This is a genomic window from Natronosalvus amylolyticus, from assembly GCF_024298845.1.
Lineage (GTDB): Archaea > Halobacteriota > Halobacteria > Halobacteriales > Natrialbaceae > Natronosalvus > Natronosalvus amylolyticus.
In genome coordinates this window covers 2,423,985-2,448,912 of record NZ_CP101156.1, presented here as the reverse complement: position 1 = coordinate 2,448,912, position 24,928 = coordinate 2,423,985, and the positions used below count along the sequence as shown (strand labels likewise).

General features: G+C 61.1%; 20 protein-coding genes and 3 pseudogenes. 9 read left to right on the top strand and 14 right to left on the bottom strand.

The window, feature by feature from the left end; genetic code table 11:
- Positions 1–18: 18 nt before the first annotated feature.
- A complete protein-coding gene (locus NLK60_RS11455) occupies positions 19–1,053 on the bottom strand; it encodes a hypothetical protein (RefSeq protein WP_254807917.1) in 1,035 nt (344 codons plus the stop codon).
- Between the two features lie 250 nt (positions 1,054–1,303).
- Positions 1,304–2,698, bottom strand: coding sequence for a signal recognition particle protein Srp54 (locus NLK60_RS11450; RefSeq protein WP_254807916.1), 1,395 nt, complete (start codon positions 2,696–2,698; stop codon positions 1,304–1,306).
- A gap of 239 nt (positions 2,699–2,937) precedes the next feature.
- On the opposite strand from NLK60_RS11450, the gene NLK60_RS11445 reads away from it, so the two are divergent.
- The 4 genes from NLK60_RS11445 to NLK60_RS11430 all read left to right on the top strand — a co-directional run bounded on the left by NLK60_RS11445 (position 2,938) and on the right by NLK60_RS11430 (position 5,659).
- Positions 2,938–3,846, top strand: coding sequence for an AEC family transporter (locus NLK60_RS11445; RefSeq protein ID WP_254807915.1), 909 nt, complete (start codon positions 2,938–2,940; stop codon positions 3,844–3,846).
- Between the two features lie 127 nt (positions 3,847–3,973).
- The gene (locus NLK60_RS11440; RefSeq protein ID WP_254810474.1) at positions 3,974–4,477 is read left to right on the top strand and encodes a metallophosphoesterase; all 504 of its coding nucleotides are present in this window, start codon (positions 3,974–3,976) and stop codon (positions 4,475–4,477) included.
- Positions 4,478–4,605: 128 nt separating this feature from the next.
- Positions 4,606–5,001 (top strand): hypothetical protein, encoded by a 396-nt coding sequence (locus NLK60_RS11435; protein ID WP_254807914.1) that lies wholly within the window; start codon positions 4,606–4,608, stop codon positions 4,999–5,001.
- A 34-nt stretch (positions 5,002–5,035) separates the two neighbouring features.
- Positions 5,036–5,659, top strand: coding sequence for a DUF1684 domain-containing protein (locus tag NLK60_RS11430; RefSeq protein WP_254807913.1), 624 nt, complete (start codon positions 5,036–5,038; stop codon positions 5,657–5,659).
- A gap of 9 nt (positions 5,660–5,668) precedes the next feature.
- Here NLK60_RS11430 and NLK60_RS11425 read toward each other — a convergent pair whose 3' ends face one another.
- From NLK60_RS11425 to NLK60_RS11415, 3 genes are all read right to left on the bottom strand, one after another.
- Positions 5,669–6,349, bottom strand: coding sequence for a class I SAM-dependent methyltransferase (locus NLK60_RS11425; RefSeq protein ID WP_254807912.1), 681 nt, complete (start codon positions 6,347–6,349; stop codon positions 5,669–5,671).
- A gap of 210 nt (positions 6,350–6,559) precedes the next feature.
- A complete protein-coding gene (locus NLK60_RS11420; protein WP_254807911.1) occupies positions 6,560–8,170 on the bottom strand; it encodes an ABC transporter permease in 1,611 nt (536 codons plus the stop codon).
- Between the two features lie 288 nt (positions 8,171–8,458).
- Entirely contained in the window at positions 8,459–9,625 is a 1,167-nt protein-coding gene (locus NLK60_RS11415; protein ID WP_254807910.1) for an extracellular solute-binding protein, read from the bottom strand.
- A 379-nt stretch (positions 9,626–10,004) separates the two neighbouring features.
- Here NLK60_RS11415 and NLK60_RS11410 point away from each other — a divergent pair, with 379 nt between their 5' ends.
- The 3 genes from NLK60_RS11410 to NLK60_RS11400 all read left to right on the top strand — a co-directional run bounded on the left by NLK60_RS11410 (position 10,005) and on the right by NLK60_RS11400 (position 13,398).
- Positions 10,005–11,165 carry an ABC transporter ATP-binding protein gene (locus tag NLK60_RS11410; RefSeq protein ID WP_254807909.1) on the top strand — a complete coding sequence of 387 codons (1,161 nt, stop codon included), beginning with the start codon at positions 10,005–10,007 and terminating at the stop codon, positions 11,163–11,165.
- 275 nt (positions 11,166–11,440) lie between these two features.
- Positions 11,441–12,664, top strand: a complete 1,224-nt coding sequence (locus NLK60_RS11405) for an RNA-guided endonuclease InsQ/TnpB family protein (protein WP_254807908.1) — start codon at positions 11,441–11,443, stop codon at positions 12,662–12,664.
- 149 nt (positions 12,665–12,813) lie between these two features.
- Positions 12,814–13,398, top strand: a complete 585-nt coding sequence (locus NLK60_RS11400; RefSeq protein WP_254807907.1) for a DUF7090 family protein — start codon at positions 12,814–12,816, stop codon at positions 13,396–13,398.
- A 34-nt stretch (positions 13,399–13,432) separates the two neighbouring features.
- On the opposite strand, the gene NLK60_RS11395 is transcribed toward NLK60_RS11400, so the two are convergent.
- From NLK60_RS11395 to NLK60_RS11370, 6 genes and pseudogenes are all read right to left on the bottom strand, one after another.
- Positions 13,433–14,218, bottom strand: coding sequence for a DUF7089 family protein (locus NLK60_RS11395; RefSeq protein WP_254807906.1), 786 nt, complete (start codon positions 14,216–14,218; stop codon positions 13,433–13,435).
- Between the two features lie 350 nt (positions 14,219–14,568).
- Positions 14,569–15,384 carry an OapC/ArvC family zinc-ribbon domain-containing protein gene (locus NLK60_RS11390; protein ID WP_254807905.1) on the bottom strand — a complete coding sequence of 272 codons (816 nt, stop codon included), beginning with the start codon at positions 15,382–15,384 and terminating at the stop codon, positions 14,569–14,571.
- 8 nt (positions 15,385–15,392) lie between these two features.
- Positions 15,393–15,791, bottom strand: coding sequence for a DUF2073 domain-containing protein (locus NLK60_RS11385; RefSeq protein ID WP_254807904.1), 399 nt, complete (start codon positions 15,789–15,791; stop codon positions 15,393–15,395).
- 3 nt (positions 15,792–15,794) lie between these two features.
- Positions 15,795–16,322 (bottom strand): annotated as a pseudogene (locus NLK60_RS11380) (GTP-binding protein); the annotation flags it as partial.
- 6 nt (positions 16,323–16,328) lie between these two features.
- Positions 16,329–17,729, bottom strand: a pseudogene (locus NLK60_RS11375) (LAGLIDADG family homing endonuclease); the annotation flags it as partial.
- Positions 17,730–17,732: 3 nt separating this feature from the next.
- Positions 17,733–17,843, bottom strand: a pseudogene (locus tag NLK60_RS11370) (GTP-binding protein); the annotation flags it as partial.
- Between the two features lie 489 nt (positions 17,844–18,332).
- On the opposite strand from NLK60_RS11370, the gene NLK60_RS11365 reads away from it, so the two are divergent.
- Together NLK60_RS11365 and NLK60_RS11360 are read left to right on the top strand one after the other, a co-directional pair.
- Positions 18,333–19,058 carry an AzlC family ABC transporter permease gene (locus NLK60_RS11365; protein ID WP_254810473.1) on the top strand — a complete coding sequence of 242 codons (726 nt, stop codon included), beginning with the start codon at positions 18,333–18,335 and terminating at the stop codon, positions 19,056–19,058.
- A complete protein-coding gene (locus NLK60_RS11360) occupies positions 19,051–19,365 on the top strand; it encodes an AzlD family protein (RefSeq protein WP_254810472.1) in 315 nt (104 codons plus the stop codon). The genes NLK60_RS11365 and NLK60_RS11360 overlap by 8 nt, the downstream gene beginning before the upstream one ends.
- Before the next feature lie 54 nt (positions 19,366–19,419).
- On the opposite strand, the gene NLK60_RS11355 is transcribed toward NLK60_RS11360, so the two are convergent.
- The 3 genes from NLK60_RS11355 to NLK60_RS11345 all read right to left on the bottom strand — a co-directional run bounded on the left by NLK60_RS11355 (position 19,420) and on the right by NLK60_RS11345 (position 24,803).
- Positions 19,420–20,217 (bottom strand): sulfite exporter TauE/SafE family protein, encoded by a 798-nt coding sequence (locus NLK60_RS11355; protein ID WP_254807903.1) that lies wholly within the window; start codon positions 20,215–20,217, stop codon positions 19,420–19,422.
- A 71-nt stretch (positions 20,218–20,288) separates the two neighbouring features.
- Positions 20,289–21,932, bottom strand: coding sequence for an MATE family efflux transporter (locus NLK60_RS11350; RefSeq protein WP_425499047.1), 1,644 nt, complete (start codon positions 21,930–21,932; stop codon positions 20,289–20,291).
- A gap of 135 nt (positions 21,933–22,067) precedes the next feature.
- On the bottom strand, positions 22,068–24,803 hold the full coding sequence (locus tag NLK60_RS11345; protein ID WP_254807902.1) for a carboxypeptidase regulatory-like domain-containing protein: 2,736 nt from the start codon (positions 24,801–24,803) through the stop codon (positions 22,068–22,070).
- Positions 24,804–24,928: the final 125 nt, after the last annotated feature.

The window sequence follows — 24,928 nt, the reverse complement described above, 5'->3', positions numbered from 1 at the left end:
ACGGTCTGTTGGAAGGTTTTATCCGCGACAGTTTTCGGCCCGCTCGAGTGCATCCTCGGCGTCGGCTTCGGCCGCTTCGGCCCCGTCGGGGTCGTCGTCTCTGGCGGCACTCGCGGCTTCGGCGAACGCGAGTGCGGCGTCCTCGAGGTTGGTCGCCTGACAGCCGAGCGTTTCGAAGTACGTCAGGAGGCCGTCTGGGGCCGTTGACTCGCCTTCCGCGAGTACCACTGCCGTCTCGTCGTACGTGTCGGCTGCCCCTTCGAACGCGTCTATCGCGTCGTCGTAGGCTTCGGCTTCGAGGTGGTCGCGGCCTGCTTCGAGCGCGGAGTGTGCGTCGACGAAGGTGACCGTCGACGCCGAAAGCGTCGCGAGCGAGTCCACGACATCCTCGAGGATGGCGGCCCCCTCTTCGACGTCCTCGAGAGCGGTGATCGCGAGGGAATCGAGCCGGTCGGCGTCGAGTTCCTCGAGCGTATCACGGGCGTCCTCGAGGCGGTCGCTGGCAGCACCGAACGTCTCGGAAAGGTCCGTCGCGACGGCACGTGCGGCCTCGAAGTCCGTCTCGTCGACGGCGTCGTTGATTTCGTCGATTCGACCCTCGAGCGTGTCGTCGGTAACGGTCGACGTGACGGCGATCAGTTCCTCGAGCACCGAGGCGTAGGCGGCGAGTTCCTCGATATCGGCTTCCTGTTCGGCCGTCGGATCCGCGTCCCGAGCGGTTTCGAGTGCCTCGATTCCCGTCTCGAGGAACTCCTTGGGTTCGTCCGGATCGTAGTCGCTATTTTCGGGGTCCTCGAGTTCACCCTGGGACTCCCTGAGGGAGGCACCGGAACGGTTGAGTTGCCCGGCCGCAGTGCGTATCTGACGGTCTGCCTCGCGGCTTTCTTCGGTTTCCTCGCCGTTTTCGCTCGAGCCGTTTCCGTCACTGTCTCCGTTCCCGTCACCCGTCCCGTTCCCCAGATCGGTCGTCTCCGAGAGGTCGCTCAGACAGCCGGCGAGGGCCGAGGCCGAAAGCCCCGTGCCGAGCGTCAGAAGATAGTGACGTCTGTTCATACAGACTGTCAGTTACTCGTGACGCTTGAACGTGGCGGCCAATTCTCTGGAGGGTTGCCCGTACCCGCAAACTCCCGTCCACAGGAGTTCATACGGTTTACTGTAACTCTTCACCGGTATTTGGCCTCACGACGCCGGCAATCATCGACAAGAGACTACAGTAAACCGTATCAGTCGTGGGTCGATGACAGAGCTATCGCGTTCGCTCGAGGTTCGAAAAAAGACGCGAGGGATCAACGAGTACGCGGATTCAGAACGGGCCGCCGCCACCGCCCATTCCGCCCATACCGCCACCGCCTTGCTGTTGCATCTGTTGCATCATACGCTGCATCTCCTTGTCCGACCCCATCCCCTGGAACTGCTTGAGGGTCTTTTCCATCATCTTGTACTGCTGGAGCAGTTCACGGACGCTCTCCTCGCTGGTGCCCGACCCGCGAGCGATACGGCGAATCTGGCTCGCACCGATTGCACGCGGATACTCCTTTTCGGCTTCGGTCATCGAATCCATAATGAACTCGAAGGTGCGCATCCGATCCTGGGTGACGTCCATCGCGTCGTCGGGCAACTGGTCTTTGATCCCGCCGCCGAAGCCGGGGATCATGTCCAGCACCTGATCGAGCGGCCCCATGTTGTTCATCGCCTCCATCTGCTTTTGCATGTCCTTCAGCGTGAACTGGCCCTCGAGCATGTCCTCGGGGTCCCAGTCTTCGTCCTCGACGCCCGTCTGCTCCATCGCACGTTCGACGCGTTCGGTGAGTTGGGCGAGGTCGCCCATCCCGAGCAGTCGGGAGATGAAGCCGTTGGGTTCGAAGCGCTCGATGTCCTGGACTTCCTCGCCAGTACCGAGGAACGCGATTGAGGAGTCGGTCTGGTCGACGGCTGTCAGCGCGCCACCACCCTTTGCAGTCCCGTCGAGTTTCGTGATGACGACACCGTCGATGCCCACTGACTCGTCGAACTGCTGTGCCTGGTCTTTGGCTCCCTGACCGATGGCAGCGTCGAGAACCAGCAAGCCCACGTCTGGATCGACGACCGACTCGATGTCTTCGATCTCGTCGATCAGGTCCTCCTCGAGCGCGTGACGACCGGCCGTGTCCACGATGTGGACGTCGGCCTCGCTCGTGGCCTCGAGGCCGTCGCGGGCGATCTGGACGGGGTCGTCCGCGTCGGGGTCGCCGTAGAAGTCGACCTCTGCACGGCGACACATCTCTTTGGCCTGGTCGTAGGCACCGGGTCGGAAGGTGTCGGTTTGGATGACTGCGGGTCGCAGTCCTTTGGTCGAGAACCACCAGGCCATCTTCGCGGACGTGGTCGTCTTCCCCGACCCCTGTAGGCCGGCGAGCAGGATTGTCTGTTCTTCGAGCGGGAGCTCTGTCGACTCGCCGATGAGGCCCACCAGTTCCTCGTAGACGATGTGGAGAACGAAATCCCGTGCGGGGGTTCCGGCCGGTGGCTCTTCCTCGAGCGAGCGGGTTTTGATGTTGTCTGAGAGCTCCATCACGAGCGAGACGTCGACGTCAGCAGAGAGCAGCGAGCGCTGAATCTCTTTGACGACTTCCTCGACGTCCTCCTCGGAGATGCGTGACTTGCCGCGGAGTTTGTCGAGGGTGCCTCGGAGGGAGCTTCCGAGATCGTCGAGTACCATTTGGGTGTCGATAGGCGACGATACGGTTAAAGCCTTGTCCGTTAGGTTCTTCCAAACGGCATCCAATCGCTCGAGGCCGAACTCCACCGCTCGAGGCAGGACTTTATCGCTCGAGAGGGCGAACTCCATCGCTCGAGTTGACTGCCCGAGAGGCCACCAGCTGTCCGGGCGTTGTGCTGTGCGGACTGCTCTTTGCATCGTTCGGAACCGTCAAATGGGCCAATCTTCTGGAACTCCATATGGAGGTACTGCTCCGGTTGCTGGCGCTGCTTGGACTCTTGCTCGTCGGCACGGGGCTTCGGAGCGTTGGGATTCTCGACGCTACCCGAACGAAACGACTGAACGCCGCTGCCTACTACGTCGCGCTGCCAGCCCTCGTCTTCGTCGCAACCTACGACCAGGCGATTTCCTCGATCGTCTCACTCGAGCTGTTCGTCGGGGTGATCGCCGTCCTGCTCGGGACCGCGGCGGTAGCCTGGTTTATCCATCGAAACCGGGCCTCGAGCGCCCGTCGCAGCGTTGCTGTCGTGCAGTCCTATCACTCGAATCTGGGCTACCTCGGCGTCCCGCTCATCGCTGCGACGTTCGACGATGGGGTAACCGCCATCGCCAGCGTGATCCTCGGTCTCGGGGCGCTGATCCAGGTGCCACTGACCGTGTCAATTCTCGTGTTGGTCAACGGGACCTCGACCCGAATCCGCGACCAGGTTCACAACCTGGCGACGAACCCAGTGTTACTCGCCCTGATTGCAGGGATGGCTATCGGTTCAGTCGGTGTTCCCGTCCACGGAACAGTCGTCGTCGGCCTCGATGCCCTCGCTGGGCTGGCGCTCCCGCTCGCACTGCTCTGTGTCGGTGCCTCACTCGACCTCGATCTTCCCGACCTCGACCCGTTTGCGACCGGTTCGGTGACGGCGGTCAAAATCGCCGCCATGCCGGTGCTCGCCTGGCTGGTCTTCTCGCTGCTGGCGGTCGATTCGGACACGTTCACCGCAGCCGTAATCATGCTCGCGATGCCGACGGCCGTCTCGACGTACGTGTTCTCGAGTGAACTCGGCGGCGACGAACGCTTTGCCTCCCTGAACGTGTTTGTGACGACGGTGGCGTCGGTCGCGTCGCTGTTCGTGCTGATTGCTCTCCTTGGCTAGTCCTCCGCCAACGCGTGACGAAGCGCTCGTCCACGCCCGGAGCGCCGACAGCGTCGCACACACCACCGTTTCACCTCGAGCCCGCCGCGCCCGAACGTTCTTGTACGTTCCGGGAGCCAACACGGGTATGCAAGTTGGCATCATCGCCGATACCCACGACAACGTCGAGGCAGCCGAACGGGCAACCGATCTCTTCGCCGAGGAAGGCGTCGAGCTGATTATCCACTGCGGCGACTTCATCGCTCCGCCGTTGCTCTCGAGTTTCGAGGGATTCGAACTGCACGGCGTGCTCGGCAACAACGACGGGGAAATATCGGGTCTCGAGGCCACCTTCGAGAGTCTCGGTAACGAGAGCGAACTCCACGGTCGGTTCGGTACGCTCGAACTCGACGGCCTCTCGGTCGCGGTGCTTCACGGCGAATCGCTCGCGGAAGTCGACGCCATCGCCGAAAGCGAGACGTTCGACCTGGTCTGTCACGGCCATCACCACGAGCGTAAACTCACGGAGGTGGGTCGGACGATGGTTCTCAACCCCGGTGCCCACTTTCCGACGGTGCCCGAGGAACACCGCACGGTCGCCATCGTCGACACGCTCTCGGAAACAGTTCGCTTTCGGTCGGTCCTCGAGTGAATCACGCGACGTGGAGATCGAAAGCAGGGCCACACGCTCGAACACTCTCGGCCGGAGAAACCGATAACGGCTGAATCTCGGCGGGGGAAAACCACAACGGCTGAATCCCTCCAGAGAATAGGTCGGATATGCTCTCTCGAGAGAACCGCGTCCTGATGGGGGCGATGGCACTCGTCGTCATCGTCTTTCTAGTCCTCGAGTGGCTGTCGACCTCGGTGGGAATCGAGGGATTGGCGGGTCCACTCGCTGGCTTCTTCCTCATCGTCGGACTCGGCGTCGCCGCTCCACAGCTGTACCTCGCGAAAACGGACTCGAGTCGGGAGCCAGTGACGCGGCTCCGAATCGTCGTCTTTCTCACCGTCGTCTTCGCGTTCGTGTTCGTGTTGGGCGCGAGTTCGTTCGAACAGCTAGTCATTCTGGGGTTGACTGGCCTGCTCGTCGTCGGCTGGTTCGGTTACGAACTGAAGCTGGCACTTGAGGCCGCTCGCGAGCGCGGTGATTTGCCGGAACTCGACGCCGAATAAGCAAGCATACCCGTCCGGAGACCGAAACCCGACTATGAGCGAGCCGACCGATTCGACGACTGCGGGCGACTCCACCTCGGACGACCCGCTCGAGGACCCGGACGCCTACCGAAACGCACTCCAGGCGAAACGCGAGGAGAAAGACCGCTTCTTTGCCGACCACCCACAGTCACCGATTCCACCCGAGGAACGCGAGGACTTTTCGGGGCTGACGTACTTCCCGCCTGACCCTACGTATCGGGTGACAGCGACGGTATCACTCGAGGACGACCCCGATTCGAACCCGGTGGCGATGGATACCTCGAGCGGTCGGGAAGTACGCTATCTCCGCATCGCGACGCTCACGTTCGATCTCGAGCGCGACGACCCGGATCTCGAAGATGGAACCTACGAACTGACGGCCTACAGCCAGGACGGTTCCTCGGACACGCTGTTCGTTCCGTTCCGGGACAAGACGACGGGCCAGCAGAGTTACCGCGGGGGGCGATATATGGAACTCGACGTGGCCGGCGACCTCGAGGACGGCCAGGAACTCATCGTGGATTTCAATCTGGCGTACTCGCCGTTCTGTGCCTTCAGTGAAACGTTCGACTGTCCGCTCCCGCCAGAGGAGAACTGGCTCGAGGTGGCGATTGCGGCGGGCGAGCAAGAGTATTGACTGACAACCTCAGGGCGCGACGCCCACGGTCAACAGTGTCCCGAACGTGCGATAGCGCTCGACCATCGCCTCGCGGGTTTCCCAGTTGTCGGTCGGGAACGCTTCGGCGTCGGGAATCTCGGTTTCGCGATCCGGAATGCTGTCCTGTTCGGCGACGTACAACCCGGCGTCTCGGAAGGCTTCTCGGTACTCGTCTCGAGACCAGCGGGTCATCTCGACGCTGATGTTGTCCTGCCAGTCGTGGGAGTGGACGTTCTCCTCATAGTAGTTGACCGCACAGTAGAAGGTGCCGCCGGGCCGCAGGACGCGTCGGACCTCCTCGAGGGCGGCGTGGGGATCACTCGCGTAGTAAAACGCCTCCATCGTCCAGACGTGGTCGATACTGTCGTCGGCGAATGGAAGTGAGCCGAAATCGCCGATGACGTAGCCGACTCGGGGGTCGTCGGTGTAGCCCGCGGCGTTGTGTGCCATCTCGGGTGCGCCATCCAGTCCGTACACCCTTCCGGCGTCGTTCGTCTCTCGGATTGCGCGGCCTGCGTAGCCGCTGCCACAGCCGAGGTCGAGGACGGTGTCGCCGGCCTCGACGGGCATCCGTGCCAGGGCGTGTTTCGCCGTGTGCCAGTGGCGCGTTTCCATCCCTTTGTCGCGGCCGTCGGCCGCCCACGCGTCGAACTCTTCGCGAACGCTCATACACGTTCACTCGAGCGCATCGGGAAAGGAAGTTTCGTTCGCTACGGCCGGGGACCGGTAGTTATTTTAGGTCTGCCTAAAAAGTGATGAGTGGAGGCCAGCACGCATCCGTGGGCATCGGAGCATCTGGCCCCATAGCACTCCATAGCTTTTCGGCGTCGACATCCTCGAGAGTTCCACGAGGTAACCGTGTCTCGGGCGTCGATCGTCTCAACTGACGTCGTACCCTTCCTGTCGAAGGAGCAGCAACATCGAGAGTCCCGAGATGAGGATCAACAACAGCGCGGGAATAGCGGCGAACCGGTAGGCGAGGGAGCGTTGTGCGCCCCAGATAATAATGACCAGCGTGTCCAATCCGGCCGGCTGTAACATCAGCGTCATCGGCAACTCCTTCATCGTGGTCAGAAACACGAGTGCCGCACCGACGACGACGCCGGGGGCGATCAGTGGGAGGGTGACGCGTCGAAACGTCTCGAGTCGGCCGGCGTTGAGCGTTCGGGCGGCCTCGAGGGTCCGTGCGTCGATCTGTAAAACCGAGGAGCGAACCGCGCCGACCGCCTGGGGGAGAAACCGGACGACGTAGGCGAAGACGAGCAGCCAGACGCCCTGTCGGTACAGCGAGGGGAGGGTTCTGGTTCCGAGAAACACCAGTGCGAGCCCGATAACGACACCCGGAACGGCAAAGCCCAGGTAGGTCGCTCGCTCGAACAGCCGCGAGAGCAGCGAGTGACGCCGGCCGGAGTAGTAGGCGACGGGAAGGGCGAACGCGCTGGCGGCGAGTGCGGCGAGCACGGCGAGGTAGACGGAGTTGTAGGCGAACTCCCACTGGAACTCGAGGGAGGGGATGGGGTCACCCTGGCTGATGAGCAGCCACCGTGTGAAGATGGCCACGGGGACGACGAGTGCAAGTGTTCCGATGAGGGTGATTGCGCCCATCGCGGGCCACTTCCAGCCGCCGAGACGGATGGTCGTTCCCTGACCGGTTGCACCGCTCGCGTCTTCGTCTCGACCGATACCGGCCTCGATGACGAGGATCACGGCGACGAGGGCGATCAACTGTAAGGCGAGTAAGGCCGAATATTCGACGTTGTAGCTGCGAAATTCAGTATAAATCGTACTCGTAAAGACGTTCACTTGCATGAACGCGGGGGTACCGAAATCGGAGACCGCATACAGGGCTGCGAGCAGCGCACCCGCAGCGATACCCGGTCTGATCTGGGGTAAGGTTACCCGACGAAACGCGCTCAGCCGGCTGTGGTTGAGCGTCCGGGCGGCGTCGACCAGTGAGCTGTCCATCGACAACAGGGCCGCTCGAGTCGTCAGGAAGACGTAGGGGTAGGTGTATAACGTGATGATGAACGCCGCCCCACGAAGGCCGTCGACTCGAGGGATAGTCACGCCAAGGAGGCTGTCGATTTCGCCACCGGAACCGAACATCGCAACGAACGCTATCGCGCCGATGTAGCTCGGAATAACGAGCGGGAGCGCGGCGACGATGGTCCAAAACCGGGGATAGGGGAGGTCCGTTCGCGTCGTCAACACGGCCAGTGGAACGCCGAGTCCGATCGAGGCGACGGTCACTCCCAGCATCAACAGGAGACTGTTGAACGTCACCGACGCCGTCTGACTCGAGGTAAACATATCGAAGGCCCGAGACGGGTCGACGGTCCATGCTTGCCAGAGCAACCAGAACATCGGCGAGACCACGAGGAAGGCGACGATCGCGCTGAGCAGCGCCAGGGCCGCCGTCGACTGGGTGGCGTTGCTCGGTGACAGTCGACTCGTGTCAAGATCGTCGAGATAGGTGGTCGGTGATTTCATCGGTGCTCGGGGTGTACCGCTGTGTCGTTAGGGCTGTTTTGCGCTCAGTTCGCTTGAACCCACTGATAGCGCGCTCACCGCCAGGTCGGTCAATCGCAGCCGGTTGGTCACAGCCGACGTCACTCGAGTGTCTCGACAGGTCCACGATGCACAGACACGCAAGGCGGAAGCCCCGACTGGAGTCGTGGGTGAGTGACTACCGGTTCGTTGAAATCGTTTCGGCCGGTCACATCCGAAAATGCAAAAAACGTCCCGCCATGGCGATATTTTGGTTGAAACTGCTCCTGTCTAGACCGTCATGCCCTCTTCGTTGAGGAGGTCCTGTGCTTCGCGCAGGTCCATGTCGAAGTTACTGAGATCGAAGGTCGGTGGGTTGATATCCTCGAGGTTGGGTAGGTCATCGACGTAGTCGACGCCTTCGACGACCGGATATTCGCCGTTGGCATCCATCATGAACTCCTGCCCCTCTGCGGCCAGCAGGTGACGGATGAACTCGGCGACGAGTTCGGGGTCGTCGACGTCGTTCATGACGCCGACGCCAGCAACGCTGAACAGACAGCCGGGGTCGTTTTCGGTGAACGCGACGCTGATTGGTGCGTCGGGATCCTCGTTGAGGATGCGCGCTGCGTAGTAGCTGTTGCCCAGGCCGACGATCGGGTCGTCGTCGCCCCCGCGGTTGACCGCTTCTGCCTGGCTGGAACCGCCCGAGAACAGTTGTGCGTTCTGGTCGTTGACCATCCCACGCACCCATTCCCGAGTTTCGTCCTCGCCCTCGAGTTCGACCATCGCCTGGATGAACCCGCGGAACGTCCCGGAGTTCGGGCGGGTCGAAATGATGTCCTGGAAGCGATCGTCGGTTGCGTACGAGAAGATGTCTGTCGGCAGCTCATCCCAGCTGTCGAAGTCGGTCTCGCCCAGTCGGTCACTGTTGTACATAATCGACCGAACGCGGCCCGTGACGCCAGTCCAGAAACCGTCGGGATCGCGGTAGCTTTCGGGTACGGCATCGACGACGTCCTGGGGAAGCGCCTGCAGCGCACCGTTTCGCTCGAGTTCTCCGAGTGCACCAGGGTCCTGTGAGTACATCAGGTCGGCTGGAGCTGCATCACCCTCCTGGAGAATCTGGTTGACGTACACGTCGTTATCGTCGTAGAAGACGTTGAGATCGAGGTCGTCGTAGCGTTCGTCGATGGCGACGAACACGGGGTCGATCTGATCTCGAGTTCGACCGGAGTAAATCGTCAGTTCACCCTCGAGGTCACCGAGATCGTCCCACTGTAGTGCCTGTCCGTCGACGGGTGAGCCGAGCGGTTCGGCGTCGGCGACGGCAGTGTCCGATCCCTCGCCGTTGCCGCCATTATCGCCGACATCGCCGAGACAGCCAGCGAGGCCGACCAGTCCAGCAGCGGTGAAACCAGTCGTTGCGAGCAACCGTCGCCGTGTCTGTTTCGTCATCTATCTAGTTTTAGGCTGCCCTAAATGACTTATACCTTCCGAATTTGGTAGACCAAAAACCCTCGATTTCTCCATCTATGGGCACTACACGCGCGCAATCCGCTCACATCTTTCGTTTGCACTGCCGCGTGGAGACCGTCACGAGATGGGGTCACGTGGTTGCTCGAGTCCTCGAGCGTTTCACTATGTTTTAGGAAGGCCTAAATCCTAGGCGCCCATACTCCTGTGCAACTCGTGGTACCGACGTTGATACGAGAACGGACGATGACACGGAGACAGAACGCTCGACGGAGCGGATTCGCCGCTCACGGAGCGCCATCTCACCTGTCGTCTCGCAGTTTCGCCCGCTCAGCCGTCGATCACCCACTGGAGGCTACCTATGTCTGCTGAACAGGAACGAACGATCACACAGGCGCCACAGTCCGTCGTCGAACACTCCGAATCGTCGGTCTCGGAGACGCCGATTCTCGAGATCGAAGGCGTCTCTAAACACTTTGCAAACGAATGTGCCGTCGAAACGCTATCACTCGAGGTGCAGGAAGGAGAACTCCTGACCCTGCTCGGCCCCTCCGGCTGTGGCAAAACCACCACATTGAGGCTTCTCGCCGGCCTCGAGCGCCCAACGACGGGGACGATTCGAATCGACGGGGAGCCCGTCTCGGTCGCTGATGACGACACCTTCGTCCCCGCCGAAAAGCGAGACGTCGGCGTCGTCTTTCAGGACTTTGCCCTGTTCCCACACATGACGGCCGCCGAAAACGTCGCGTTCGGGATCAGCGACTGGCCCGCTGGCGAGCGCAAACGTCGAGTCACGAACTTACTCGAGTTAGTCGGCCTCGGCGACCAGGGCGAGTCCTCGCCCGAACAGCTCTCCGGTGGACAAAAGCAACGAGTCGCCCTCGCGCGCTCTCTCGCACCGGAACCCGAAATCCTGCTGCTCGACGAACCCTTCTCGAACCTCGACGTCGACCTCCGGGTCGAGATGCGCGAGGAGGTTCGTCGCATCCTGAAAGAGACGGGTGTCACCGCGATTTCGGTCACCCACGATCAGGAGGAAGCACTCTCGATCAGCGACCGCGTTGCGGTGATGGCCGACGGCCAACTCAAACAGGTCGACACGCCCGAACAGATCTTCCAGCAGCCGAAATCACGGTTCGTCGCGGGCTTTCTGGGCCACGCGAGTTTCATCTCGGGGCGTGTCCGGGGCGACATCGTCCACACCCAACTCGGTCCAATCGGCAGAGACCGCATCCACGGACTCGCCCTCGAGTACGACCAAACCGACATCGACGTCTTGCTTCGTCCCGACGACGTCCTCGCGAGGCAGACGACCGAGAGAGACGCCAACGGCCGTGTGACCTACCGTCGATATCTCGGTCCGACGATTTTGTACCGTATCGAACTCGAGTCAGGCGACGTCGTCGAAGCGATGCACAACCACTCCGATCAGATCGAACTGAACGAACCCGTGTCGGTCGAACTGGCCGCAACCCACGACCTGGCCTGGTTCCCGACGACTGACGACCGGCCAACGGGCTGAGTGGTTCATCAAGCTTGAACGGGTGAGCCGAACCGATAGCGGATGTCGCGTTCGATTTACACGTCGACGTGTGACGGAGTACTGCGTCGCTTCCCAAACTGCAGTTATGCGTGAAATCCCGCAGTACGTTTCGATTTCATCGGCGGTCGAGGCGGATACCCCGAGGCTTGACCTCGGGGAGGAAGCCGACACTTGGGAATATAACCACGCATCACAGCACGGCCAACTCTCCCATGCTGCCAAACACTATCTATTACTACCACTTCTTATGAAGTATGGCAGAGGTGGTCAGGAACATCCAAGTCAAACTCAACATCCCCGAGTCACAACACTCGGCTGTTGACCAGACTTTTGAAGAGTTCCGTCAAGCCGCCCAACACGTCGCAGACCACGGATGGAGCGACGACCCAGACCACCTTGTCAAAGCCAAAAACAAACTCCACAAAGCCACGTACACCGACGTCCGCGAACAGACCAATCTCCAAGCCAGTCTCGTCCAATCCGCGAGAAACCTCGCCGCCGACGCCTTGTCGAACTGCCACGACTTGCTCGAAGATGATACGAACACGAGCAAACCAGAGTTCCGGGGTACTGTCATCGTGTACAACGGGCGCACCATCACGTACAACGACGACCACGTGACACTCTCCACCGTGGAAGGTCGCGTGAAAGCCGAGTACGTCTTCCCATACCACGACGAGGGAACACCGTTCGAGGAGTACTGGAACGAGGACAAGTGGGAGAAGCGAGAAGCCACGCTCCACAAGCGCAACGGAGAATACTACCTCCACGTTGCCGTTGAGAATGACGTTGACCCAGTTTCTACCGACGAGAAGACCGAGAACGGAGTGGTTCTCGGTGTCGATTTGAACGTGGACGGCTACCTCGCCGTTACCAGCACCGGAGCGTTTCTTGGAAACGCGGACGAACTCAACCACAAACGCGACGAGTACGAACGTTGTCGTGGACACTTGCAACAGACTGGGACGCGCTCGGCACACCTCACCATCCAATCACTCGGAGGCAGGTTTGCCGAGTGGAGTCGCCATCGCCTGCACGATGTGTCGAACGGTGTCGTTCGAGAGGCCGTTGAGAACGAGTGCACGCATATCGCGTTCGAGCGATTGACGTGGATTTGGACGCGCATCTCGAACGCGTCTAAGTTCCAGCAGTGGGCGTTCCGAGAGATTCAGCGACAGGTCGAGTATAAGGCCGAAGCGCACGGTATCGAAGTGGATACCGTGGCTCCACAGTACACGTCACAGCGGTGTAGCCACGGTGAGTGTGGGTTTACGCACGAGGATAATCGTGATGGTGACGAGTTCGAGTGTCTAAAGTGCGGGAAGGAACTGCACGCTGATTACAATGCTGCCCGGAACGTGGCGTGGCGTCTTGTCCAGAACTGGCTCAAGTCTGGGTCTGGACGGGCTACCAGTCAACTAGCCCTGAAGTCAGGAACGGTGAACGCGAACGGCGATTTCAACGCCTCCGCTGTCTAGCGGCAGAGCGGGAGTTCACTGACAAGCCCCGACCCTTGAGGTCGGGGTTGTTGACTAACGGGTCGACGTCTGGGAGGTGGCGAGCGGAGACTCGAGGCTGCCAGATATCCGCATACTTAAGTCGATGCCGAAAGTTGTTCCCGCTAATCATGACACTCGAGTACGCCCTCGAAATCGAGGGAACACCAGAAACCGTACCCGGTGGCACCGGTATTCTCCTGTTGCACCCCTCCACGGGCGAAACCGACCGAATCGACACCGACTTTCTGAAAACTGACACCGACTCTTTCCTCGTGGTTTCGACGCGAACGACCGCCCGCGAAGTCTCCCAGAAACTCGAGTACTACGACGTCGACGAATCTCGCGCCGTCATCCTCGACACCCTGAGCATCGAACGTGGCTACTCCCGACGCTCGGGTGAGGGCGTCCACTACGTCGCTGCCCCCGACGACGTCGACGGCATCGTCGCCCAGGTCGAGCGCTTCCTCGAAAACCACGACGGAAAGGTTCGCCTGAGTTTCGACTCGGTGACCGAACTGGCCTACTACGCTGGCGACGACGCAGCCCTCGAGACGGTCGAGCGACTGGTCACCCTGCTCGAAGAACACGACGCGGTCGGCCTCTTTCACCTATCCGAAGAAGTTCACGACGACGATGTCGTCGAGCAGTTCCGCGCGCTGTTCGATGGCGTCGTCGACCTCGACGAAGACGGAAACGTGAGCACGGCGTTCTGAAACTTCTTGGCGGTCCTATTCGAGCGGGACGACACTACTCCTCTGCCAGAGCTGCGAACGTCTTTTCGGCCCATCGAACCGCGTACGACGAGCCGTGCTCGCGGTAGGCGTCCGTATCGAGGGCCGCGAACGGGGCCGGCAACTCGAGCCCGTGTTTGACGGCAGCACAGGCGAGTTCGGTTCCATCCCCGAAGCTCGTCTCCCCGCGGGCGACCGCCCCTGGGAGTCCGCTGACGCGTCCCTCGAGGCGATTGCCGGCGTCTTCCCACGCGTCGAACAGCGCTGGGTGTGTCGACTCCCAGGCTTCGAACACGGGTCGGGTCCGAATGCCAACCCAGGCGTCGTACAGCGCGGCGGCGATCTGGTAGGTGTCGGCCGGGTCGAGGGGAACGGCCTCGTCGAGCGCACGATAGTCCGCTTCGAAAAACCCCAGGAAGTGTTCGGGGACCTCGAGCGAACAGGTAACGATCGCTTCGGCAAGCAAGAAGTCAATGAACGACTCGGGTGAGCCCTGTACGCGCGGTTTGACGAGGACGACGGGCGGCTCCGTCTGACGAGTCCAGACCACGCTCCCGTCACCGGGCATCCCGATCGTGAAGTCACTGCCGGCGTACCGGACCAGGAGCTGGGGGGCGTCCACTGGCAGCCAGTCGTCGGGGTAGCTCGCTGGCTCGAGGCCCTCGACGAAGAGGCCGAGATCGGTGGCCTGGGCTGGCGGGAGCGTTTCGAAGTCCTGTCCGACGTCGAAAACGCGGACGTCGGGTGCATAGGTCTCTCGAACGGCGTCGACCGCCGAAGAGAGCTGGCGTTCCTCGAACATCAGGCAGCGACGATCGATTGGGCGATAAGCAACAGCGCCAGCAATGCCGAGACAACGATCGTACTTACGACGACCTTCGTTGCAGTGCTCATACCCGCACGTCGTCGGTCAGGTCGCTTAAATCCATCTGTATCGACTATCGGCCTGGCTGACGACTGCGGTGTGAAAACTGTCTCGGGCCCCTCGAGTCGTTCTCTCGGGTTCAAGGATCATGTGCCGCGGGCCAACCTCTATTTCCACTGGAACACTTATCCCAAAGTAAAACCACATATTTGTTCATGAATGGGTGTCTGCACTCGAAACACAGGGGTATGTGAACAACTCTCGTTAACGGGGTAAATCGTGTTCTTCTACTCGTCCCGCCAGGAATCCGGGACGTCGATGACGTAGCGACCGTCTTCCTGCAAGGAGACGATGTACTCCTCGCGGTTGTACAGCTCCATCAGGTTCAGTTCGTACTCGCCCGGGCGGACGATTTTAATGCTCTCGAACTGCTCGTTGAGTTCCTCGCGCAACTCCTCGAGCGACGGTCGCTCATCGTTCGAGTCGGGTTCGCTGACGACGCGGCCGTCGCTCGAGTCCGGTTCACTCGGTGTGTCGGTCACTGGTGGGAGTTCGTCACTCGAGACGATATCGCTCCGGGCACTGGCCTGCGCCGTGTCTTCTTGTTCGGGCTGGTCGTGTTCGCGTCCAACAGGCCCATCGAGAACTGACTGATCGCTCGATGACTCTGGTCGCCGATCCTTCGATTCACGTTCACGCTGGTCCCCTGGCTCACGTGCTCGTTGGTCGCCCGAATCCGGTTCCTGAATCCGATCGGGTGCTGCGTGTTCAGCTACCGTCTTCTCCCGGTCAGGTGCCCGCCCATCGGCCCCGCTTCGGTCTTCCGGACGCCTGGCCGAATCCGGCCATTCTGGAAACGCAGTCTCGCTCTGACTGGAATCAGCCCCCGCCGCCGTCGACTCCGCTGGGGGCCCGTCGGTGATTCCACGCGAACGCTCGTCGGTACTCGATTTCGGTTGTGACTGTGTCGTCACTCCGCCTGCACTCGAGGACTGGGCTGGCGCGAACTGGAACTTGTTCCCGCCGCAGTCGGGACAGCCCGACAGCATCTCCTTGGAGCCGTCGGGAAACGTTCGGTCGCAGTTGGTACACTGGTGTGGCATTCGTCTGACTAACTCCGCGAGACAAGCGCACTGATGAGGTTCTCGTCTTTGTGCAAGGTTTCGATCTGGTTTGCCGGCCCGATCACGGTCAGCTTTTTCGGCGTCTCGTCGTTGCCCATGATCCGACCCAGCAACGAGGAATCTCGCGTGCTCGATTTCGGGTACGTCTCGATTTCGATGCCGTTGAACTCGTCCGGGCTGATCTCGGCCATCGTCACCTCGATCAGTTTGCTCTCTTCGTCCGGCGTCAGTCCCTCCTCGAGGATCACGATGTTGCCGTCGTGAACGCCGTCGAGGATCATCCGAATCTTTTCCATACTGGCCATGCCGTCCATTCGCTCCCCGCTGATGAGGTCGATCTGGACGCCGTCACGGCGGTCGTCGTCTGCGTTAGTAGCTTCAGGCATGGTTCACCCGAAGTACTCCGCGATGTTTTCGTACACTTCGTCCATGTTGTCTCCCTCTTTGGCCGATAGCGGCACCGTCTTGTGCTGGGGGAAGGCGTCTTCGATTCGCTTGACGCTCGACCCCTCGAGGTCGATCTTGTTCGCGAAGATCAACACGGGCAGGTCCCGCGATTCGATGATGCCGATTAGCATGGTGTTGACCTGCGTGATCGGGTCCTCAGCGCTGTCGAGTACGTAGATCACGCCGTCGACGTCCTCGCGGAGCCAGTGCATGGCCTCGGCAACCCCTTCGGTCGCCTCTCGAGAGCGTCTGATTGCGTCGTCTTTGTCCATCTCGTCGGTGAACTCCTCGTAGTCGACTTTGGTCGTCACACCGGGGGTGTCGACGATGTCGATGGTCACCGATTTGCCGTTGCGTTCGATTTCGACGTTTTCCTTCCGGCGCGCCCGTCGTGTTTCGTGGGGAATGTGACTTTCCGTCCCGATGGCGTCGCCCGTCCAGTCACGTGCGATTCGATTGGCTAACGTCGTGTTGTGGACGACCAGTCCCTCACTCGAGGCGAACGTGTGGTTGTCCGCAACCGTCAGATCGTAAATGTAGCCGTCGTAGTCGACCGTCTCGATGGACACGACTTCGTCCCACTCGAGCGTCGAGTCGGCGATGTGATGTACGAGTTCGGTTTCATCGACAGCCGGGAGTGTTTCGGCCATCGTTTCGAGTCGATCGACCGAGATGCTGTTCCGGCGTCGCATTCTGGCAACGTGTTTATTGTCGCCGTAAAACGCTCCCTGGGTCATTCCGAGGGCGTCGCGTGCGTCCTCGAGTTCCTCCATCAGTGGGAGGGTATGGACGTTTGGACTCGAACCGGCCGCACACAGTTTCTCGAGTCGATCCGCTTTCGCTTCCGAATCGAAGCCGATCGTCTCCTGGAACCGCCGGTGCTGGTCACTGCGTCCGATACAGAATTCGTAGTAGTCCGTTCCGTCGTGACGTTTCTCGCGGATTTTGCCAACGATACCAAAGCGCAACAGCAGGATCTGGATCCCGACGATGAGCTCACGGCTCGCACTCGAGATGGTAACATACCGGCCTCGGGCATCCGTCTCTGCTCCTTGGACGCTTCCTTCACAGTCGAACATGGCTCGCAAGAACGCCGCGACGGTTTCGTCGTCGGCCAGGAGGATCGACTGTGGAACCCGTTTTTCGGCCGAACAAGCCGGTTCACAGTCGAGTTTTTTGAGATACTCGACGAGCGAACGGCTGTTGGCTTTGACGATGGGTGTTTTGTCGTCGTACTCGTAGGCCGTCGTTTCGATGCCGAACCGCTGAGCGGTTGCTTCGAACTCGGCTCTGAGTTCCGGGTCATCGTTCGCAAAGGCGATCGACCGGGCATCGTGTTGTGCTTCCGCAATCGTCAGTGCGAGGAATCGCCCGACTGCCGGGTCGAGTTCCAGCGGTGTGACCGGTTTGGGATTGTGGTAGGTCGATTCGTAGACGACGGCTCCGCCATCTGCGTACAGAGCGTCGTTCGGTTTGAGCGAATAGTTCGCGCTCGTTGGCGTGTACTCGCCGAGCGTCGCCACCGCCGTCCCCTCGGAGAGGTCCTCGGCAGGGAGTTCGGTTACTCCCTCCGCGGTCATCGAGATGAACGGATGCTCGGGGCTAACGGTGAGTTCACGGCCGAGGCGGGTCTTGATTCGGTACATCGGGCCGGTGTACCGCTGTCTGAAGACGTGTGACACTTCCTTCGGCTCGACTGTAAGGTCATCGCGCACAGACGGGACGGTAATCGTCGTCTCGTTGCACTCGAGCCAGCGTTCGTGAGGTTCGTCGCTGACGTCGACTGGGTCGCTTTCTTCTCGTGCAACCCGCTCGTAGAGCGATTCGATCGGTTCGTACGTCCCGTCAGCGAGGAGCACGTCCTCGCCTTCTGCCAGACATTTTCCCGCGTTTGGCGGCCCGTAGATGCCGATTCGCTTTGGCTCCTGATCCGAAAACAGCCGGTCCGTGACGCGAGAGATACTATCTTTGAGTCCTGTAAACAATCCCATCCTGGGGTCCTCCGCACACCAGTGAGTGTGTCTGCGCGTACTACTGAACCGGATTCACTTAAGTCTACGTCAGACAGTGTGTTTGTCTCACACGTTGATCGGTTTCGTCTCCCGATTTTCACTCGAACAATCACGATTCTTTCCTCGAGTATCGGTGCTCCTTTTCTCGAGTATCAGTACCGCTTTCCTCGAGTTTCAGCGACCGCTCATACCCGTGAATACGAATGTACTATCAAATACTACGAAAGCAATACTATGACTTCGTTTTCCATCTTTCGAGTACTACTCACACGGAACCGGCTTGCTCGAGACCGATATTTGTGAGTCATATCGTCGAACAGTCTCGCCGATTCGTCGGGTAAACCGGGACACCTATTCAGGTTGGCACCAACCACTCGAGGGAACCCTTCGATGGTCAACCGAGACGAGTCCCAGAATAGTGAAAACGGGTCCCCGGCTGACGAAAACGAATCCTCGGTAGGCGAAACGATGTCGTCGGAAGCGGAGACGAGCGTCATCCAGCGAGAGTCGCCGGTCACGTTCTCTCTCGAGGGACTGCGCGTCGGCTTTCTGACGTGCATCCCCGTCGCTCTCGGCGTCGCCGGCTACGGCATCGCCTTCGGCGTCATCGCCAACCAGGCTGGGCTGAGCGTTGCGGAGGCGACACTGATGAGCGCCACGGTCGTCGCCGGCGCCTCACAGCTGATCGCGGTCGAACTCTGGGCAGATCCGATCCCGATCGCTGCCATCCTCTTTGCGACCGTCGCCGTCAACCTGCGATACTCGTTGATGGGGGCGGCACTCGAGCCCTGGTTTCGACACCTGTCGCCGACGAAGGTGTACGGCAGCCTGTTCGTGATGGCCGACGAAAACTGGGCGCTCACGATTCGCGACCTCCAGGCGGGCACCGGCCGGGGTGCGTTCTTGCTGGGAAGTGGTATTGCCATCTGGTCGTTCTGGGTCCTCTCGACGGTCGTCGGTGCACTTGCGGGTGACGCTGTCGGCGACCCTGCCCGTTTTGGCTTCGATTTCATCCTCGCGGCCGTCTTCCTCGCGCTGGCGGTCGACCTCTGGGACGGCCGCTCGACGCTGGTCCCGTGGCTGGTCGCGCTCGCGACGGCGCTGGTTGCCTCGGCATACGTCCCCGGTCGGTGGTACATCCTGCTCGGCGGGCTGACGGCCGCACTGCTCGAGGTGATCCGCTTTGATTCCTGAGGATGCTTTCGCCCTCGACGGACTGGTCGTCGCCGTCATCCTCGGGATGGCCGTCCTGACCTACCTGACCAAGGTTGGCGGCCTCTGGATTCTGAGCCGTCTCGAGGTGAGTGAGCGTCTCGAGGCCGGCCTTTCGGTGTTGCCGGGAGCCATCGTCATCGCGATTCTCGGACCGGAACTCGCAGCAGGGGGTCCCGCCGAGTGGGGAGCTGCTGCGGTCGTCGTGGTGATCGCCTGGCGAACCGATAACATCTTGCTGGCGCTCTGTGGTGGGGTGCTCGCCGTTGTGGTGTTTCGGGGTTTCTGACTCGAGGGCTTGCTGGCCTGCCCTGGGGGTTTGCCGTTGCCTATCGCTCTCTCGCTACAGCACGCCGAATCCGCCGAGAAGCAACCGAACACCGATGATCGTGAGCAAACCGAACACGAAGCGGCGGCGATACCCCTCGGAGAGACGATGTCGAAGCTGCGAACCGAGCACCACACCACCCACTGCTGGCACGGTGGCTGCCAGTGAGAGCGAGGCGACTTGCACTTCGTACAGCCCGAGCGCCGCGGCGGCGACGACCCGAATACCGTTGAGTCCGACGAACACCATCGCGATCACGCCGACGAACAACCCGTGTGAGAGGTTGCAACTGCGCAGGTAGGCGACCAGCTGGACGCCGACGTTGGTCGCTCCAAACACCAGTCCCGAGAGCCCGCCGACGACCGTCATCCATCGAGTCGACTCGACGAAACAGCGGTCTTTCACCCCGGCGACTCCCGGCATCGCCACGACTCGCTGGTTCGTCGCGACGAACGCCAGCGTCACCAGGCCGAGGCCGACCCGCAACGGCGAGGCGGGCAGCCACTCGAGCGCCCACATCCCGACGAGCGTCCCGGCGGTTGCGGCCAGCAGCAGGGGTCCAAACCGTCGCCCACACGTGCGTACCTCCGAGGCCGAGAGCTCGCGCACCAGCGAGAGGTTCACCGCGAGGATGGGAGCGATCATGAACACGACGGCTGTCGCTGGCTCGAGGACGGTCGACAGCGCCATGGTTCCGACGAGGGCAAAGCCGAAGCCAGCGACTCCGTTGACCGCTCCCGCGAGGAGCACGACGAGTGCGATCACGACGAGGGTGGACGCGCTAAATGGCTCGCGCGGAGACCAGTGATGCATACATGCTCTGTATTCATCACGAGGAGCGAAAAGTATCACCGCTTGAGGGTTTCAACAAGACCAGCTATCCCTTACTCTTCGACGGCCGCGGCCTCGAGGTCGGACTCACCGACGGTTTCGTCCTCGAGTGGGTCCTCCTCAATGTACTTCTCTTTCCAGGTGCCGCGGGTGAACCAGGCGACGCCGACGATGGCGCCGAGGACGTTCCCCAGCGCCATCCCGATCCAGACGCCGGTCGCGCCTAGGCCGAACGTCGACAGCGTGAGGCCCACGCCGGGTACCGTGACCGACCAGGAGAAGGCCAATACGAGCACGCTCCCGACGCGACCGATCCAGAGGGTGAGCATCGAGATGACCATCGCCGTCTTCGTGTTTCCAGCGCCGCGGAACGCACCCAGTATCACCTGGGAGACGCCGATAAAGGCGAACTCGACCGACCGAATCCTGACGTACTCGACCCCGTAGGCGATGGTCGCCGGCGCGTCGGGGACGTCCCCGAGGAAGACGCTCACGATGGGCTCGGTGAAGGCGACGGCGATGACCGCGACGACGAGCATGACGCCCGCTCCGGTCGAGGCGGCCAGCCAGACCGACCGCGCGGCACGGTCGGCCCGGTCGGCACCCAGGTTCTGGCCAACCATCGTATCGATAGCCCGCCCCAGCCCCATCGCGGGTAAGAACACGAGCGATATCAGGCGATTGCCGAGGCCGTAGGCGGCGACGACGGGCGGGGAGAACGTAACTACCATCGCCGTCAGGGTGATCATCGCCATCGCGCTCGTGGTCTGTTCGACGGTGCTCGGAACGCCGAGGCGAACGATATCCTCGATAAACTCGAAATCGGGCCACAGATGCGAAACCGTGACGTCGGGCCCACGGTCAGTCGCGAACAGCAGCCAGATGCCGAGCCCCGTTGCAACCCCTCGAGCGAGGATAGTCGCCAGTGCAGCTCCCTGGATACCGTAGCCGTCGAAGCTCACTCCAGCGTGGAGGGTTGCCTCGAGTCCCTCGAGGCCGAGCCAGACGAACAGCGGATTGTTCGAAAAGCCGAAGATGAGGAACGGGTCGAGAACGACGTTGAGCACGACCGAGACGATCATGACGACCATAGGGGTGCGGGTGTCGCCGTAGCCGCGCATCAGCGCTGAAAAGACGAAAAAGCCGAACATCAGGGGGATGCCGAGAAAGATAATCTCCATGTAGTCGGCCGCCAGCGGGATGACGGTCGCGGCCGTGTCTGGGTCGCTCGGGAGCAACTCGAGGGCTGGCCGGGTGTAAAAGTAGCCTCCGACGGCGATAAACACCGAGAGGATGGCGACGAACGAGAGCGTCTGACCGGCGACCAGTCCCGCCGAGCGATCGCCTTCGGCACCGGTGTACTGGGCGACTAAGATTGCGCCGGCCGTCGTAAATCCGCCTGCCACGGCTATCAGGAGAAAAATCAGGGGAAAGGCGAGGCTGATCGCGCCGACGGCTTCAGCCGATAGGCGGCCGAGATACAGCGTGTCGACGACGTTGTACGTTACCTGCAACAGCTGAATAACGACGATCGGCCAGGCGAGATGAAAGAGCGGACGAACCAGGCTGCCTTCCGTGATCGAATCGCGCGTATCAGTATCGGAGTCACTCTCGGCCCCATGATTGACAGTGTCGCTCTCCTCCTCTGGGTTGCCCTCGTCCTTTGGCACTCTCGAGTCGCCCGAATCGTCGCTCACTGCCCTCGACAATGCGTGTCTGCTCAATCAACCTTCTGAAACCGGGCCGCGTTTGCTGATTCTGAGAAACGTCGTGCTGTGGATTTCAGGCGTGTCGAAAAAGGGTCGATCGTCACCAGGCCAGCTGTCGAATCGCTATTGACGCTTTTCGTCGATGAACGACTGAATCTCGTCTTCGTATTCGACGTAGACGAAGTAGCCGACGCCAGCGAGCACTGCCAACAGGATGAGGACGAGCACTATCGTCAGCCACGAAGTGCCGTCATCCTCTTCGACGGTGGCGAGCTCTGTCGATATCGCCACGTCCTGGCCATCGACGGTGATGTCCTGGGTCATCTCTTCATAGCCATCTGCGGTGATCGTCGCGGTGTACTCGCCGTCTTCGAGTTCGACGGTGATGACGCCGTTCTCGTCGGTGGTGTACGTCTCGCCGTCGATCTCGACGGTGGCACCGGCGATCGGCTCGCCGTCACTGTCGGTGACGACGATCTCGGTCTCGTAGGTTTCATCTTCCGGTGGATCCACTGGTGGATCGTCATCTTCTTCTTCGACGGTCAGCGTTTCAGTCACCGTGTCACTGTTGCCAGCGTCGTTCGTGACCGTCAGTTCGACCTCGTAGGTGCCTTCCTCGAGGGTCTGTTCGACCTCGGGTTCGTCGCTCAGGTACTCGCCGTCGAGTCGCCACTCGTACTCGTCGATCTCACCACTCCCTGGGTCGGAGTAGGTTGCGGACAACGTCTGGGTTTCTCCCGCTTCGACCGTGGTGTCCGGCGAGACGTCGATGACGGCAGTCGGTGAACGCGTTTCAGCGACGGCAAAGTACGAGAACCGTGGCGTGTCGGCTTCGACCGTCACACGGTCGTCAGTTACCTCGAGCACGGTCGTCTCGAGTGGTTCCCACGTCTGGGTGTCCTCGTCGAATCGGTAGGCAGTCAGTGCCTCCTCCTCGAGGGCGGCGCTACTGAACGCATCAGCGGGTTGGGTGAACCTGATCGTTCCTTCGGTCAGTTCGTATCCCGGCGAGAGGGCGATTCGCTGCAGTGAGATCTGAGCGCCCGGCGTTCGTGGCAGCTCCTTTGGTGGGTTCTGCGCATCGAACTCCTGGACGAGGACCTCGACCGGGTCGGCTGTGTCGAGCGTGACGTCGCTCACTGGCGAGTCCTGGATGAACGTGACGACCATCCGCTCGGCTTTCTCATCGAATTCGGCTACCGCACGCTCGCTGTAGACATCACCGGGGACTTCTTCTGGTGGACCCGGTTCTGGTGGGTCATCCGGTGGGCCCGGTGGAGCAGGTGGTCCTATCGGTGGCGGCGATGGATCGTCCACCGTCAGCGTTATGGAATCGGACGCCTCGGCGGCAGTAACCGTCACCGTGTACTCGCCTTCATCCGAACGCGTGACATCGAATTCGACGGTCTCGGTTTCATCGACGTCGAGGTCGACAGTCGTGTCCGATTCGAAGTCACCGTCGACGGTCAACTCGACAGGGGTTTCGGCGGGCAGATCGCCGACGTTGGTCACGTTCGCGACGATCGTTGCCGTTTCGTCGGTCTCGACTTCGGTCGTCGAGGCGTCCTCGTCGATCTTCACGTCGAAGGCCGTCTCGCCGAGCGAGATCGTTCCCGTACTCGTCTGGAACTCGTCGCTCGAGTCACCGCTGGCGACGTGAACCCAGCGATACTCACCAGGCGTCCAGTTCCCGTACGTTTCGACGTCGATGGTCGCCGACGGTCCGACGTTTGCCAGCGCGGTCGAGGACGCGTTCAACACGACGTCGTCAGTAGCGATCGAGGTTGGGCCCTCGAGGTCTTCGCCGGCGGCGTCACCGGCCTCGCTGGTGACGAAATCGATGACGTCACCGAGGTGTGTCTGTCCGGAAACCGACTGTGCACCGAGCGTCTGCCCCATGACAGTCACATCGCTCTCGAGTTCGTGGACGCCGTTGACGGTCGCGATGTCGTGTTCGATCTGGATATCCGATTCGGAGAAGTCCTCGTCGATCTCTTCGGTGATGTTGATCACGAGGTCGTTGTCGACGGAGGTGAGCGTCTCTTCGTCGTACAGGACGACGGCGTGGTCGATGTCGCCATCGAGTTCACCTGCGGTGGCATTGAAGCTCACGGTGTCACCCGGCAGGAGGTCGTCGTCGTCGACGGTCACGTCGGATGGCTTTTCCTGGGCGGCCAGCGATTCGGCGCCGACGATGGTCGTGTCACCGACGATTTCGAGGTTGCCGTTATCTTCGTCGAGCCCGTCGCCGGTTGCAACGACGACCGTGTATAGTCCAGCACGATCGGCCGTGAACTCGTGTTCGAGTTCGCCGTTCGAATCGAGTGTTGCGTCCTCGAGTGAGAAGGTAACGTTCTCGTTGAGGTTGTCGAGGTTCTCCTGGGTCAGCTCGTCTGCCAGGTCGTCAGCCGACGTCGGCAGCATGCTCAGGTTGACGTCGTCGGCCGTGACGTCCTCATTGAGTTCGGCGGTGAGTATCTGCACCTCCTCACCGGCGAGGTCACCCGTGTCGGTCTGGGCCCCGAAGTTGACCGTTACAGTTTCGCCCGCTTTGTAGACGGACAGTTCCTCTCGGAATTCTGTAACTGTCCTGTCATCCGGGTCGTTCAGGTCGACGAAGAAGTCGACGCTGACAGGGTCTCCTGTCGTGGGGTCCGCTCGCAGGGTCAGTGCAGAGCGTTCCCAGACGGAGATGTTATCGGTTACCGAATACAGTTCATCGTCATCCAAACTGGTTGTTTGGGACGATTGTGTTCCAGTGTTCGCCCCAGCTGTTGCACCGGCGATGCCAGCGATCGGCGCAAGCGTCACCATTGCAACAACGGTGAGGAGAACAATCAGACGACAGCGACACTTCATACGCTACGATTAAACTCTCTATTCTTAGTCTTTCCGGACATTTCATTCTACTCGGAGGAATCGTGCGTATCGAGCCCTCCGGTCTCGGTTCTATGGTACAGGAACCCAGGGAGTGAACGGCTATG